This is a genomic window from Pseudomonas sp. NFPP24 (assembly GCF_900112095.1).
GTDB lineage: Bacteria > Pseudomonadota > Gammaproteobacteria > Pseudomonadales > Pseudomonadaceae > Aquipseudomonas > Aquipseudomonas extremorientalis.
This window is the reverse complement of record NZ_FOKD01000002.1, coordinates 114,690-127,208: the sequence shown is the minus strand read 5'-3', so window position 1 is coordinate 127,208 and position 12,519 is coordinate 114,690. Positions and strand designations below refer to the sequence as shown.

The 12,519-nt window shown below is 56.6% G+C and carries 16 protein-coding genes; 5 read left to right on the top strand and 11 right to left on the bottom strand.

Annotation, left to right across the window (positions count from 1 at the left end; all coding sequences use genetic code 11):
• Positions 1–254 precede the first annotated feature (254 nt).
• Together rssB and rssC are read left to right on the top strand one after the other, a co-directional pair.
• The gene (gene rssB / locus BM026_RS04285) at positions 255–1,436 is read left to right on the top strand and encodes a two-component system response regulator RssB (protein WP_027604216.1); all 1,182 of its coding nucleotides are present in this window, start codon (positions 255–257) and stop codon (positions 1,434–1,436) included.
• Positions 1,436–1,918, top strand: coding sequence for an anti-sigma factor antagonist RssC (gene rssC / locus BM026_RS04280; RefSeq protein ID WP_003218919.1), 483 nt, complete (start codon positions 1,436–1,438; stop codon positions 1,916–1,918). Before rssB ends, rssC begins: the two co-directional genes overlap by 1 nt.
• 137 nt (positions 1,919–2,055) lie before the next feature.
• Here the strand turns inward: rssC and tal are convergent, their stop codons facing one another.
• Positions 2,056–2,982 (bottom strand): transaldolase, encoded by a 927-nt coding sequence (gene tal, locus BM026_RS04275; protein ID WP_058424539.1) that lies wholly within the window; start codon positions 2,980–2,982, stop codon positions 2,056–2,058.
• A 252-nt stretch (positions 2,983–3,234) separates the two neighbouring features.
• Entirely contained in the window at positions 3,235–4,254 is a 1,020-nt protein-coding gene (dusA, locus tag BM026_RS04270) for a tRNA dihydrouridine(20/20a) synthase DusA (protein WP_093126230.1), read from the bottom strand.
• Positions 4,255–4,356: 102 nt separating this feature from the next.
• Between dusA and BM026_RS04265 the strand changes: the two genes are divergently transcribed.
• The 3 genes from BM026_RS04265 to BM026_RS04250 all read left to right on the top strand — a co-directional run bounded on the left by BM026_RS04265 (position 4,357) and on the right by BM026_RS04250 (position 6,993).
• The gene (locus BM026_RS04265; RefSeq protein ID WP_093527516.1) at positions 4,357–5,487 is read left to right on the top strand and encodes a site-specific integrase; all 1,131 of its coding nucleotides are present in this window, start codon (positions 4,357–4,359) and stop codon (positions 5,485–5,487) included.
• A gap of 80 nt (positions 5,488–5,567) precedes the next feature.
• Positions 5,568–6,497, top strand: coding sequence for a hypothetical protein (locus tag BM026_RS28835; RefSeq protein WP_139217539.1), 930 nt, complete (start codon positions 5,568–5,570; stop codon positions 6,495–6,497).
• 1 nt (position 6,498) lies between these two features.
• Complete coding sequence (locus tag BM026_RS04250; RefSeq protein ID WP_093527510.1) at positions 6,499–6,993, top strand: hypothetical protein; 495 nt, start codon at positions 6,499–6,501, stop codon at positions 6,991–6,993.
• Positions 6,994–7,038: 45 nt separating this feature from the next.
• On the opposite strand, the gene BM026_RS04245 is transcribed toward BM026_RS04250, so the two are convergent.
• The 9 genes from BM026_RS04245 to BM026_RS04200 all read right to left on the bottom strand — a co-directional run bounded on the left by BM026_RS04245 (position 7,039) and on the right by BM026_RS04200 (position 12,286).
• Positions 7,039–7,308 carry a pyocin activator PrtN family protein gene (locus BM026_RS04245; protein WP_093527508.1) on the bottom strand — a complete coding sequence of 90 codons (270 nt, stop codon included), beginning with the start codon at positions 7,306–7,308 and terminating at the stop codon, positions 7,039–7,041.
• The gene (locus BM026_RS04240) at positions 7,305–9,050 is read right to left on the bottom strand and encodes a DNA cytosine methyltransferase (RefSeq protein ID WP_093527506.1); all 1,746 of its coding nucleotides are present in this window, start codon (positions 9,048–9,050) and stop codon (positions 7,305–7,307) included. The genes BM026_RS04245 and BM026_RS04240 overlap by 4 nt, the downstream gene beginning before the upstream one ends.
• A complete protein-coding gene (locus BM026_RS29300) occupies positions 9,047–9,724 on the bottom strand; it encodes a hypothetical protein (protein ID WP_256575490.1) in 678 nt (225 codons plus the stop codon). Before BM026_RS29300 ends, BM026_RS04240 begins: the two co-directional genes overlap by 4 nt.
• Positions 9,721–10,263: a phosphohydrolase gene (locus tag BM026_RS04230; protein ID WP_093527504.1), complete on the bottom strand. Its 543-nt coding sequence runs from the start codon at positions 10,261–10,263 to the stop codon at positions 9,721–9,723. The genes BM026_RS29300 and BM026_RS04230 overlap by 4 nt, the downstream gene beginning before the upstream one ends.
• Positions 10,260–10,481, bottom strand: a complete 222-nt coding sequence (locus BM026_RS04225) for a hypothetical protein (protein ID WP_093527502.1) — start codon at positions 10,479–10,481, stop codon at positions 10,260–10,262. The genes BM026_RS04230 and BM026_RS04225 overlap by 4 nt, the downstream gene beginning before the upstream one ends.
• Positions 10,478–10,879 (bottom strand): hypothetical protein, encoded by a 402-nt coding sequence (locus tag BM026_RS04220; RefSeq protein WP_093527500.1) that lies wholly within the window; start codon positions 10,877–10,879, stop codon positions 10,478–10,480. Before BM026_RS04220 ends, BM026_RS04225 begins: the two co-directional genes overlap by 4 nt.
• Before the next feature lie 49 nt (positions 10,880–10,928).
• Positions 10,929–11,255 (bottom strand): pyocin activator PrtN family protein, encoded by a 327-nt coding sequence (locus BM026_RS04215; protein ID WP_093527498.1) that lies wholly within the window; start codon positions 11,253–11,255, stop codon positions 10,929–10,931.
• 155 nt (positions 11,256–11,410) lie between these two features.
• Positions 11,411–11,695, bottom strand: a complete 285-nt coding sequence (locus BM026_RS04205) for a phage antirepressor KilAC domain-containing protein (RefSeq protein WP_093527494.1) — start codon at positions 11,693–11,695, stop codon at positions 11,411–11,413.
• A gap of 9 nt (positions 11,696–11,704) precedes the next feature.
• Entirely contained in the window at positions 11,705–12,286 is a 582-nt protein-coding gene (locus tag BM026_RS04200) for a hypothetical protein (protein WP_093527492.1), read from the bottom strand.
• Between the last annotated feature and the right edge of the window lie 233 nt (positions 12,287–12,519).

The window sequence follows — 12,519 nt, the reverse complement described above, 5'->3', positions numbered from 1 at the left end:
TGTGGTCGTGCCTGTTCTTATAACTCCCGGTGATTTGCGGTGTAAAGACGCTCGGCGACCATCGGCATGAGCTTGAAACCCCTGACGGATGGGAGTACCGTCTGCGCCTTAGAAGGGCACCTCTGCTTTACCATTGTGCATGGGAAAAATCCCAATGCTTTGTAGGACAGAGAGGCTAGAAAGCGAATCCAGTACGTGAGCCCGGCCATTGTCGCGCCACCTACGCCAACCTAATTCTGGCGCCGTTTGCCCACATGCAAAAAACCAGTGCCACGCTGCTGATAATCGATGACGACGAAGTAGTGCGCGCGAGCCTCGCGGCCTATTTGGAAGACAGTGGCTTCAGCGTCCTGCAGGCCAGCAATGGCCAACAGGGTCTCCAGGTGTTCGAGCGCGACCAGCCCGACCTCGTGATCTGCGACTTGCGTATGCCCCAGATGGGCGGCCTCGAGCTGATTCGCCAAGTGACCGAGCTCGCCCCGCAGACGCCAGTGATTGTCGTGTCCGGTGCCGGCGTGATGAACGATGCCGTCGAAGCGTTACGCCTGGGCGCTGCCGATTACCTGATCAAGCCCCTGGAAGACCTGGCAGTGCTGGAGCACTCAGTGCGCCGTGCGCTGGACCGGGCGCGCCTGTTGGTTGAAAACCAGCGCTACCGCGAAAAGCTCGAAACCGCCAACCGCGAACTCGAAGCCAGCCTCAACCTGCTCCAGGAAGACCAGAATGCCGGGCGCCAGGTGCAGATGAACATGCTGCCGGTCAGCCCGTGGACCATCGACGAATTCCAGTTCGCCCACCAGATCATCCCGTCGCTGTACCTGTCGGGTGATTTTGTCGACTACTTTCGCGTCGACGAGCGGCGTGTCGCGTTCTACCTGGCCGATGTGTCCGGCCACGGTGCTTCCTCGGCTTTTGTCACCGTGTTGCTGAAGTTCATGACCACACGGTTGCTGTTCGAATCCAAGCGCAACGGCACCTTGCCGGAGTTCACCCCCTCCGAGGTGCTGGGTCACATCAACCGAGGCCTGATCAGTTGCAAGCTGGGCAAGCACGTGACGATGGTCGGCGGCGTGATCGATGAAGAAACCGGTCTTTTGACCTACAGCATCGGCGGTCACCTGCCGATGCCTGTTTTATACACTCCTGACAGTGTGCGTTACCTGGAAGGGCGTGGCCTGCCCGTAGGCTTGTTCAATGAAGCGACCTACGAAGACCACATCCTGGAGCTGCCGCCGACGTTCAGCCTGACGCTGATGTCTGATGGCATCCTGGACCTGCTTCCAGAGCCTACACTCAAAGAGAAAGAAGCCGCCTTGCCCCAAAAGGTCAAGTCGGCGGGCGGCAGCCTGGATGGCCTGCGGCAGGTTTTTGGATTGGCCACGCTGGGGGAGATGCCGGATGATATCGCCCTATTGGTGTTGAGCAGGAATCTTTGATGAGTACCGGAAGAATCCAATTCGCCGAGCAAGACGGGACCTTCGTCCTGAAGTTTGTCGGTGAAGTGCGCCTGACCTTGTGTTCGGCGCTGGATGCGACGATTGAGCGGATCTTCACAGCGCTGAACTTCTCGGCGATCGTGATCGATCTGACCGAAACCCGCAGCATCGATAGCACCACCTTGGGCCTGTTGGCCAAGTTGTCCATTCTGTCTCGGCAGAAGGTCGGCCTGTTGCCGACCGTCGTCACCACCCACGAAGACATCACCCGCCTGTTGCAGTCCATGGGCTTCGACCAGGTGTTCAACATCGTTGACCGCCCGATCCCATGCCCGGAATGCCTCACCGACCTGCCGTCCCAGGACCAGTCCGAGGAAGTGGTGCGGGTCAAGGTGCTGGAAGCGCACAAGATCCTGATGGGCTTGAATGATTCCAACCGCGAAGCCTTCCACGACCTCGTCAACGCCCTTGAGCGCCACTGACCTCCTGGGTTGAATGCATTCCAAATGTGGGAGGCGGCAAGCCCCCTCCCACATTGAAGTAAGACAGGCTTCAGATCGGCTGAGCACAAAAAAGGGCGGTACCCGCGAGGGAACCGCCCTTTTTGCCGCTGCCTGCCTTACAACTTGGCAGTCAGCAACGCCTCCAGCTTCTCCTGGTCCCGAGCAAACTGACGAATCCCTTCCGCCAGCTTCTCAGTCGCCATCGCATCCTCGTTGGACTCCCAACGGAACTGCGCTTCAGTCAGATGCACGCGCGCTTCACCGGCATGCCCCGGCGACAGCTTACGCTCCAGCTTGCCCTCATCCGCCGCCAGTTTCTCCAGCAGGTCCGGGCTGATGGTCAGGCGATCACAACCGGCCAACTCCTCGATCTGGCTCAGATTACGGAAGCTCGCGCCCATCACCACGGTTTTGTAGCCATTGGCCTTGTAGTAGTTGTAAATGCGCGTCACCGACTGCACGCCCGGGTCTTCGGCACCGGTGTAGTCGTTGCCGTTGGCCTTCTTGTACCAATCATAGATACGGCCCACGAACGGCGAGATCAGGAACACACCGGCTTCGGCACAGGCCACGGCCTGGGCGAAGGAGAACAGCAGCGTCAGGTTGGTCTGGATGCCTTCTTTTTCCAGCTTCTCCGCCGCGCGGATGCCTTCCCAGGTGGAGGCGATCTTGATCAGCACGCGGTCACGGCCAACGCCGGCTTTGTCATACAGGTCGATCAGGCGATGCGCACGCTTGAGAATCGCGTCTTCGTCGAACGACAGTCGGGCGTCCACTTCAGTGGAAATACGGCCTGGCACCACTTTGAGAATTTCTTGACCCACCGCCACCGCAAACCGGTCGCTGGCCAGGCCCACATCGCCGTTGCAGTCCTGCACGCACTCATCCAGCAGCTTGGCGTAGCCTGGGATCGAAGCGGCCTTGAGCAGCAGGGAAGGGTTGGTGGTGGCGTCTTGCGGCTTGAGCTTGGCGAGGGTGGAGAAATCGCCGGTATCGGCTACGACAGTGGTGAATTGCTTGAGTTGTTCCAGCTTGGAAGTCATGGGCGTGCTCTGTCCTGTGGGTCTGATGACATTACCCGAGCACCGGCAGGCGCTCAAGGGCGCAAATGCGTTCGATCGTTTGCGAGGGCAACAACCTGAAAACGGCCGTTTGAATGCCTTGTCTTGGTGCTAAATAGGAGGCCAAAACTGCCGACAGGTTCAACCCAATTCCCGCATGATCACCACAATTCAAAGGTGGAAGGGGGCTTACCCCCGATAGCGGCAGACCAGTGCCCCCGAACTTGAATGGACTTACCGCCCTTCCAGCAAAGCCCCAGCCTGATCCAGCAACGCCAACGGATCACTCGCCTTGTGAATATCCACCGACAACAACTGCCTGAACTTGCGCGCCCCCGGAAAACCGGTACCCAACCCCAGAATATGCCGAGTGATATGGTGCATCGAACCACCGCTCGCCAAATGCTGCGCAATATACGGCCGCAACTGAACCAGCGCCTCAGCCCGACTGATCACCGGCGCCTCACTGCCAAACAACTGCTGATCCACCTGCGCCAGCAAATACGGATTGTGATAAGCCTCCCGCCCCAGCATCACCCCATCAAACGTCTGCAAATGCTCATGGCACTGCTCCAGCGTCTTGATCCCGCCGTTGAGAATAAACTCCAACTCAGGGAAATCCCGCTTCAACTGCGCCGCCACGTCATAACGCAACGGCGGAATGTCACGGTTCTCCTTCGGCGACAGCCCTTCCAGAATCGCAATCCGCGCATGCACGGTAAAACTGGTGCAGCCCGCGTCCTTCACCGTCCCGACGAAATCACACAGCTCGGCGTAGCTGTCCCGGCCATTGATGCCGATGCGGTGCTTCACCGTCACCGGAATCGACACCGCGTCACGCATCGCCTTCACACAATCGGCAACCAGGGCAGGATGAGCCATCAGAATCGCGCCGATCATGTTGTTTTGCACCCGGTCGCTGGGGCAACCGACGTTCAGGTTCACCTCGTCGTAGCCAGCGGCCTCGGCCATACGCGCGCAAGCCGCCAGATCAGCCGGAACACTACCGCCCAACTGAAGGGCCAGCGGGTGCTCGGCTTCGTTGTGACGCAGGAAACGGTCGTGGTCGCCGTGGAGGATCGCACCAGTGGTGACCATCTCGGTGTAGAGCAGCGCGTGCTTGGAGAGCAGGCGCAGGAAGAACCGGCAGTGGCGGTCGGTCCAGTCCATCATCGGCGCGACGGAGAAGCGGCGGGACGGCTCTGAGCGGGAAGGGCTAGCGTTTACTGGAGATACGGCTTTTTCGGAATTCATTAATACTGATCTTTTATACAGCGGTTTTTACCCGTTTTCCCTTGTTTTCTAGAGTCGGTTGCTACATTGTAGCGATCGAATTCGGCAATGTAGCAACTGGAAATGGGCACGATCACAGCACGTAAGCGCAAGGACAACTCGACAGCCTACACGGCGCAGATACGGATCAATCGGGATGGCAAGACAGTTTATCAGGAAAGCCAAACCTTCGACCGTAAGCAGGTTGCTCAGGCCTGGATCAAGCGACGGGAGACCGAGCTGGCCCAGCCAGGTGCTATTGAGCGGGCGAATCGGAAAGGAGTGACGGTCAAGAAGATGATCGAGCAGTATCTGGATGAGTACGAGAAGATTCGGCCGCTGGGGAAGACCAAGAGCGCGACGTTGAGTGCGATCAAAGAGACTTGGCTGGGTGAGTTGGACGATTCAGCGTTGAGCAGCCAGAAGTTGGTCGAGTTCGCCCAGTGGCGTATGGGCAAAGAGGGCGGAGGTGTTCAGGCACAGACGGTCGGGAACGATCTGTCACACCTGGGGGCAGTGTTGTCTGTGGCACGGCCAGCATGGGGTTATGAAGTCGATCCTCATGCAATGCCTGACGCTCGGAAGGTGTTACGCAAGTTGGGCATGGTCAGCAAGAGCAAGGAGCGCAATCGCCGGCCCACCCTCGATGAGCTGGATAAGCTCATGAGTCATTTTTTCGAGATTCTGGAGCGCCGTCCTGACTCAATCCACATGCCGAAAATGATCGCTTTCGCGCTCTTCTCAACGCGGCGGCAGGAAGAGATCACACGAATTCGCTGGGCTGATCTCGACTGTGCTCGGCAGTCTGTTCTGGTTCGCGATATGAAAAATCCGGGGCAGAAAATCGGTAATGACGTGTGGTGTCACCTGCCGGACGAAGCCTGGGCGATATTGCACACTATGCCGAAGGTCGAAATGGAGATCTTTCCATATAACGCCAAGTCGGTGTCAGCGTCTTTCACTCGAGCGTGTCCGATGCTCGGGATCGGTGATCTCCATTTTCATGATTTGCGCCATGAAGGGGTCAGTCGATTGTTTGAAATGGATTGGGACATTCCGAGAGTGTCGAGTGTTTCGGGCCACCGAGATTGGAATTCGTTGCGCCGGTATACCCACCTGCGAGGAAGAGGAGATGCTTATGAGAAATGGGAGTGGAAAGACAAATTGATTCAGGTGACTAGGCTAGGCGACCTCGGCCCCAATGACGAGGTGTGATTGCATATTGAGATCACGCCCTAAAAAGGGTAGGTTGCCGGTCAATGCTGATCATCTAATAGACGTTGAAGGATTGGGTTGTGAAAGGAATCAAGCCGTTTTTAGTGTTGCGATATTCATTGATCGAAAATAAACAAGGCGCCCTTGTGCCCCAGCCTTTACCGGTACCCAAGGGTGCGGTTGTTGTGTCAGCTCTTCAGGATGATGGTCGAGAGTTTGTAAAAAACAAAGTTCGTTATAGCTTTGTTGGGTTTTCTTATGTCGAACCTATGGCTGATGAGTTTCCCCGAGGCAGGTTTTTGGTGGGGAAAACTGCCAAGCATAAGATTACGAAAGTGGGAGATAAAATTCCCGGCGACATAGTTCCTCATGATGCAGATGATTGGGTTCCCGTAATTACCGTAGTCGATATTGTTGATCAATATATTTTTGTGCAACATGACTGGCGATTTGGTACGGAGGAGCAGATTGCGAACGCTATACATACAGGGCTCAAGGATCCTGTGCTTGACGAATTTAATTATTCAATTTTTATTGAGCCAAAAACCATTAAGGGTGAGTTTTGGAATGTAATCAATTCTCATAAAAAAGTTTATGAGATTGAATTAGAACTTATATCTCCAAATATTCTCGAAACCAATATTAAGGCTCGTGATGCTTTGAAGGCAATGAAAGAGCTTTTTGGTCAGGATGAAGTAAAAATTGCTCTGATCAATGAGTACGGTGATCTGAAGGTCCCACCATCGCCAATCGAAGATTATGTGGATTATATTGAAGAGGGAGAGGGTAAGTGGAGTGTAACGACAGAGGATGATCATCATGGAAAAAAAGTCCATAAAAGTATATCTGCTATAGTTAAGATTGATTTGAATGTTCCCTCGGATGATGTGTTAATAAATGAGGGTCAGCTAGAACTGGAAACTGGACAGCCTGCACCGGGTCGTTTGGATAATGATGCTCGGATGGTGGCTGATGTTTATTCTGCTATAGGTGAGTTGTTGAGGCGTTAGTATGCTCCGCCTGCTCTTAGTTTTTGTTACGTCGTTCGGTCTTTCTTTCCTGTCGTTGTGGGGGACGGCGGGAGAGGTGAGCCCACTGTTTAGTAACATTAATGCTGTATTGTTTGTACTGTGTACACTTTTTGGGGCTCTGTCGCTGGCATTTTTCAATTATGTCGAAGGAGTCATGAAAGACGTTCCGAAGAAATTGAAATTGAAAAGCTCGAAAGTTTACTTGGTTGTTGTAGACGCTTTGACAGAATTAAAACGCGAGGTGATCCTTAATGTTGTTGTGGTTGTGATGTTGCTCGTTTTGGCCTATGTCTTAGGTGCATTGACTGAAATGGCATTTATGCAGCGGCTGGTTTGTGCTGAGTTCTGGGCGTGGGGTGCGTTATCTGTTCGTGGTGCTTGCTTGTTAACTGTTCTTGTTGTGATGTTTGTTCAGGCTGCAGGGTTTGTGACTGCTAATAAGCTGCGTGCAGAAGTATCAATGTATGTTGAGTAATGGGGGCGTAGGAAAAGCAAGGCTAAATTAGCCTCGCTTTCATTGTTAAGCCGCTCTGCCCATCAGTTGATTTTGTTCCTTTGCTGCTTTTTCTCGTTGTCGATCAATATAGTCTGCTAAGTCTTTGAGGTGAATCCCTAGTGCTGCCTTTTGGGTGTCTGCACCCAGCCTCACTACGGGAATGTCTATTTCCCCATCTAGACGCTTGCGCTTAAATTTTTCTACGGTTAAGTGCATGTAGTCGGCGCAGACTCGATCCAATGAGATGACTGCTTGCCCCTCATACTGGGCCATTAATAAGAAAAGGGTATTCATGCGACCTCCTTGAACAGTTCGCTTTCATCTTGGCCGCTGTTCACCCTAACAAGTGCCATCATCGGCCACGGCGACACAGAGTTCCCTACCATCAACACCTGAGTCTTGTTGCTGAATTTCCGTCCGTCGTGCCCTCGATCAATCACGTAGTTGTCGGGGAAACCCTGCGCACGGTAAAGCTCACGCGGGATGAGCATGCGCATGCCGATGTCCACGATCACATACGGCGTGCCCTTGATCGTCACCGTCACAAGCGCCAAGCGATCCCGCGTGGTGATGGTCGCGGCCGGGTTGCGCAGGTCGTAGGTGTTGTCGCTGCCGTAGTAGCCCATAAGGAAGGCGGCGACACGCATAGCACCGGCCTCGACCCCTGGAGCGAGCTTATACTCAACCAGCGCGTGATGTTCGGCACCGGCCGTAATGGTCGGCACCAGCTCGTCCATGGCCCGGCCAACGCAGTTCCTGCGAAGTGTTGATAGGTGCGCGGTGACGACTTGCTGCTGACTGCCTGTAGTTGTGATGGCTGTCAGGGGTTTTACAGGGTGATGCCCTGGCGTTTCGTTGTACCCGCCGTTGTGTTGTGCAACATAGGCTACGGCCAGCGCAAAGTGTCCCCCCTTCACGCCGCTGCAAATTGTGCGCAGGGGATCATCACCTGGCATGTTGCGTTGGCTGCTGCCATTGGCGTGTTCGGTGATGAAGGGCGCGAGCTGGGGAGTGACAAGTGCAAAGCCCTGAGCGCCTGTGATGGTCTTTGCCGGGTCGTCCACAGATTGGCATCGTGCCAGGTCGTTGCCTGTGTGGTTCACGCTGATTATGAACGGGTTCTTGTGCTCGATGACGTAGCGCTTGGCGCCTTTGCGCAGGCGCTCCATCGTGTTGGTCACCAGTGGTCGCTTGACGCCTGCAGCACGGCCTTCTTCCTTGGTAAGGAAAATGCTCGGGCACGGGATCGACCAGTCGATGCAACTGGCGGCAGTGCGATATGCAGACTGCCCCTTACCCGGGTTCTTGAAGTGCGTCGGTTCCGGCCAACGCAGTGGCTGTCCGTCACGACGTGCGATCAGGAACAAGCGCTCACGGGTAGTAGCGGCGCCGAAGTCGCAAGCCTTGAGCTTGCCGTACATCAGGTCGTAACCCATGGACCGCAGGATGCTTTCGAAACGACGCCAGGTCTGTCCCTTGCGCTTTGGATCTGGCACCAGGTACTGATCCTGCACCGGCACACGCTCGCCGGCAGCGGCAACGGTCAGATCCCGGCGGATCACTCGGCCAGTCTTGGTGCAGCGCTTTGCGATCAGTGGACCCCATTGGAGGATCTGCACGACGTTTTCCATGGTGATCATGCGGGGTCTTGCTTGGCCTCCCCATTTAAGGATGACCCACGATTGGGAGCGGCTGGTGGTGCTGCGCGCCTGACCGCCGGCAGCGAGGCTGTGGTGGGTGCATTCAGGGCTGGCGTGCAGGTGCGCAACAGGGCGGCCTCGAGTTGCCACACGCGGGCACACGTCGTAGACATCGGTGATGTAGTGTTCGGCGCTTGGGTGGTTGCGCTTGTGCATGCTGATCGCGTCGGGGTTGTGGTTGATGGCGATGTCGACCGGCATGCCGGTGCCCATCTCCTGGCCCATGGTTGCGCCGCCACCACCGGCGAAGAGGTCAACGCGGATCTCGCCGGCAAAGTCGAGACCGAATTGGGTTTTGACGGCTGATGTGATTGGGGCTGGATTGAAGGCAGTCATACCCGTTGCTCCCTGACATACAGCGGATCCGCGCCGATGAACACTTCTTCCGGTGCCTCCGGCCACTCCTCGCGGATAGTGTCGAACTCGCCTTCGTTCCAGATTCGAAGGAATGTCATGCCCTCTTCTGCAGAGAGGGCGAACTGGATTGCTGCTATCGATGCGTCGTTGTCTGAATGACTGGCTGTGCCACAAGGCGTGCGTGTGTAGAGCGGGACTTTGTATTTTGATACTGCTCCAGAGCGGACCACGGCGTGTCGATCTGTACCGCCTTGTATGTACTCAAGATCCTTCAGACCGATATGGCATATTGGTTGTGCATCGACCTGAGTCTCGTTGTGGACTCCATTTGAATCGGTCAGACGGAATCCAGCTGCATGGATTCGCCCAGCTGTCTGACGGCCCACTCCGTGGATGCTCATCAGCGCTTTGAGTTCGGCTCTATACCCCACGGCAGGCTGCGCGAGCGGGCGTTCCTGAGCGTTAAGCGTTGCATCAGCGAGCGCTGCCCCGCGCAGCTTTTCGTGGGGTATAAGTGCCTCGGCGGTGGCGCTGGAAGGAGCAATAATGCCTGCTGCTGCGCAGCAGAGGCTGTTTGTTTCTAGCGTGTCGACGCTGTCTGCAGCGCGGAGCAAAGCGGACAGGGAAGGGAAGTCATCCTGTTGGTTCTTCATGCCGCTTTCCTCCGATGTTCAATTGCGAGTTGGTCCATCAGCCGCTGGTGGTAGGTGAGCCGGGCTTCTGCGGCAGACCATGGGCGGATGGTTTCAACCATGGGTTCGATGCCGACCAAGCAATCCCAGATAGCCGGATCGGTTGGCATGAGGTCGCGGCGTTCGGTTGCCAGCGCAATCAAATCGGCCTGGTGTACGCAGGCGGGAAGATCAAGAGCCAGGTCAAAGCGTTCGCAAACACGCTCCCAGATAACATCCTCGAAGTGCCGGTAGGCAGAGATCCACTGCTTGAGCGGGCGGGTCATGTCACCCAGGTACGCCTCGGTCGCGTCGTGGAGCAATGCCGCAAGCTTGTGCTCGTCCGGCACCAGCTCGGCGACGATGCAACTGTGCTGGGCCACGCTGTAGAACTCGCGGGTGTGGCCGTTAAATCGGCACAGGTGGGCCAGCGCGTGCGAGATGTCCCGTGGGTCGATCATGTCAGCGTCAGGCTCGAACAAGTCGAAGCGCTTGCCGGTGGAGGTGAGGATCCAGTTCATGCGGCTTCCCTCACCAGGTCGGCCAGCAGCAAGGCGTTGTCGGTCGCCTTGTGCAACTGGCGCAGAGCTTCATAGCCGATCAGGGCTTTCAACTGACGGTCGAACTCTTTGCTGTAGCGAGTCAGAGCGCGCAGTTCCTTATTGGCCTTGGCGTGCTGCTGCTGCAGTGTGCCGGCGGCTTGTGGTGTCAGGCGCAGCATAGGGGTGGCTCGGCTCATGCTGCATCCCCCTTCAACTCGAAGCGATCCATCAGCGCAGCCATATTCAGTGCCTTGTCACGTAGGGCGAGCGCCTGAGTTGCTTGGCTTTCGGATCTGACAGCGCGGAAGGTTTCTGCGGCGAGCTTCAGCTTTTCGGCAATGGCCAAAAGGGTGTAACGGTCTTGCGGCTCCCGGCTTAATAGGAGTTCGGTGCGCATGCACTGATCTGAGATCTCTTTGAGAGAGGCAGCGTATGCGGCTGAAGATTCGTCCCGGCCCGAGACGTACCCATGGGAATAGCCTTCGTCGTAGCCATCATTTTTGCCGTCTGTGAGGCCGCCTCGATAGCCGACCCAATAGAGGATCCCGGCGGCGGTTACGATGCTGATCAATGCGCAGATTTGAATTGCAGTCATGTGGTGTGCTCCTGGTAGTTGCGTTGGCTGGTGGTGGCAGCCGTTGGGGTTACTGGTTTAGCTCGGTTGAGTCGTTTTGCGGTCGTGGCATGTCCTCGTCTGCCTTGTAGGCGCGGATGTCGATCAGTGCCGCGACGTGCTTGATGTGCGCGTACCGCAACGCCTTCACACTGTGATCCAACGTGGTCACCGGCAGCTGAATCCGGCCGCTGTTGATCGCCTCGGTGAAGGTCTTTTCGTTGAGGTTCTTGAAGTAATGCACGCGCAGCTTTTCCAGCGGGATAAGCACGTCACCGAAGAGTTGGTGCAGCATCTCGACGGTCGCACTATCCGGCGCGGGTTGCAGTCGTAGCGGTGTTTGACTGGTGTTGCTCATGAGCAGCGGCCTCCTTGCGTCTGAGTCGTGAAGGGTGGTTCCAGGCATTCAGGCAATGGCGTTTGGTCAGCTCCCGCAGATGTTCCGGCACTTCGAGGAGCGCGGCGTTGCGCTCCTCGCGTGTGCGCATGGCGACGATCTGGCGGGCGTACTCCCTAGGCCACGTCACGGTTGTCTGCCGGGATGGCTGGCAGTTCGAGGCCCAACTGCTCGGCGAGCCAGCGGATGCCGGCTTGGCGGACTTTGGTCGACTGGCTGTACTGCATGCCAGCGGTCTCGTGGTACCAGTTGCTGTCCTTGACTCGCAGGTACTCGCGGTCCCGCACAGGGAAGGCAGGTAGGTTGCGGTCGTTGATCAGGCCCTTTTCACGCATCAGAGCGATCAGCTTTGGGCGGGTGAGGCCGAAGTACTTGGCGGCTTCTGCCAGACTACGTTCCATCTCGGCCTCCTAGGCTGCATGCGCGGCGGGTGTCGCCACGGCAGCCAGATGGGTGATGGACTCGGCCACCATGGAGTAGATCTCCACGTCGCTGCCGTACACCGTAAAACACTTGGTGCGCGGCTTTCTGACGCCGATACTCATGATGGTAGTGATGCCGGGGCGGGTTTTGCTGCGGTGGATTGCCAAGTTGATCGGTTGCTCGAAGCCCATATCGAGACTGAGTGCTCCGCCGGTTTGTACCAGGTCGAATACCTGCTGCTTGTGTTCAGTCTCGAACACGCCGTAGCGTCGGTCTGCGTGCGGCAGGGACGATTGTTCGTTTGGGGTGGTTGGCCCGTTGACGATTTCCTCAATGAAGTCCGCAAGCCTAAGGTGCATCTTCTTGGTATTGGCCAGGGTCAGCGTGTGGCGTTCGCTGCCCAGCTCAACGGTAAAGTGCGTGTCGACTTTGCGGCGCTCGACCGTCAGCCGGAAGGCCTGGGCCTCATGCTGCGTTTCGGCGCGCAGAAGGTGGTTGAAGGTTTCGGTGAGGCAGACCTGGGCCTTGAGCAGGGTTAGGGTGCGGTTATCGAGTTTGTACTTTTTCATGCCGCGTGCCCTCCGCCGTTTGGGTCAAATGGGGCAGGTGCGGAGCGCTGTTTCAGTTTGGGTTTGGACGCGATGTAGGCGCAGCCGCAGTCTTGTGCCAGTCGGCGGATTTCAAAGATGCGGGAGGGGTTAGCAGCGGCCGGGTGGACGTGCAGGGTAGCTGTGGTGTGCATGATGTTGCCTCGCTCTGTGGTGGAAGAGTAAGGCGAATATCAACCAGCGGTTGATCATTG

Bases quoted from the DNA above. Each gene is read 5' to 3' on its own strand.
- BM026_RS04240 (WP_093527506.1), bottom strand. From the start codon at position 9,050: ATGACTGCCTTCAATCCAGCCCCAATCACATCAGCCGTCAAAACCCAA.
- BM026_RS04245 (WP_093527508.1), bottom strand. From the start codon at position 7,308: ATGAATACCCTTTTCTTATTAATGGCCCAGTATGAGGGGCAAGCAGTC.
- BM026_RS29300 (WP_256575490.1), bottom strand. From the start codon at position 9,724: ATGAAGAACCAACAGGATGACTTCCCTTCCCTGTCCGCTTTGCTCCGC.
- BM026_RS04220 (WP_093527500.1), bottom strand. From the start codon at position 10,879: ATGACTGCAATTCAAATCTGCGCATTGATCAGCATCGTAACCGCCGCC.
- BM026_RS04250 (WP_093527510.1), top strand. From the start codon at position 6,499: ATGCTCCGCCTGCTCTTAGTTTTTGTTACGTCGTTCGGTCTTTCTTTC.
- BM026_RS04215 (WP_093527498.1), bottom strand. From the start codon at position 11,255: ATGAGCAACACCAGTCAAACACCGCTACGACTGCAACCCGCGCCGGAT.
- rssB (WP_027604216.1), top strand. From the start codon at position 255: ATGCAAAAAACCAGTGCCACGCTGCTGATAATCGATGACGACGAAGTA.
- BM026_RS04200 (WP_093527492.1), bottom strand. From the start codon at position 12,286: ATGAAAAAGTACAAACTCGATAACCGCACCCTAACCCTGCTCAAGGCC.
- dusA (WP_093126230.1), bottom strand. From the start codon at position 4,254: ATGAATTCCGAAAAAGCCGTATCTCCAGTAAACGCTAGCCCTTCCCGC.
- tal (WP_058424539.1), bottom strand. From the start codon at position 2,982: ATGACTTCCAAGCTGGAACAACTCAAGCAATTCACCACTGTCGTAGCC.
- BM026_RS04265 (WP_093527516.1), top strand. From the start codon at position 4,357: ATGGGCACGATCACAGCACGTAAGCGCAAGGACAACTCGACAGCCTAC.
- BM026_RS04205 (WP_093527494.1), bottom strand. From the start codon at position 11,695: ATGGAACGTAGTCTGGCAGAAGCCGCCAAGTACTTCGGCCTCACCCGC.
- BM026_RS04230 (WP_093527504.1), bottom strand. From the start codon at position 10,263: ATGAACTGGATCCTCACCTCCACCGGCAAGCGCTTCGACTTGTTCGAG.
- rssC (WP_003218919.1), top strand. From the start codon at position 1,436: ATGAGTACCGGAAGAATCCAATTCGCCGAGCAAGACGGGACCTTCGTC.
- BM026_RS04225 (WP_093527502.1), bottom strand. From the start codon at position 10,481: ATGAGCCGAGCCACCCCTATGCTGCGCCTGACACCACAAGCCGCCGGC.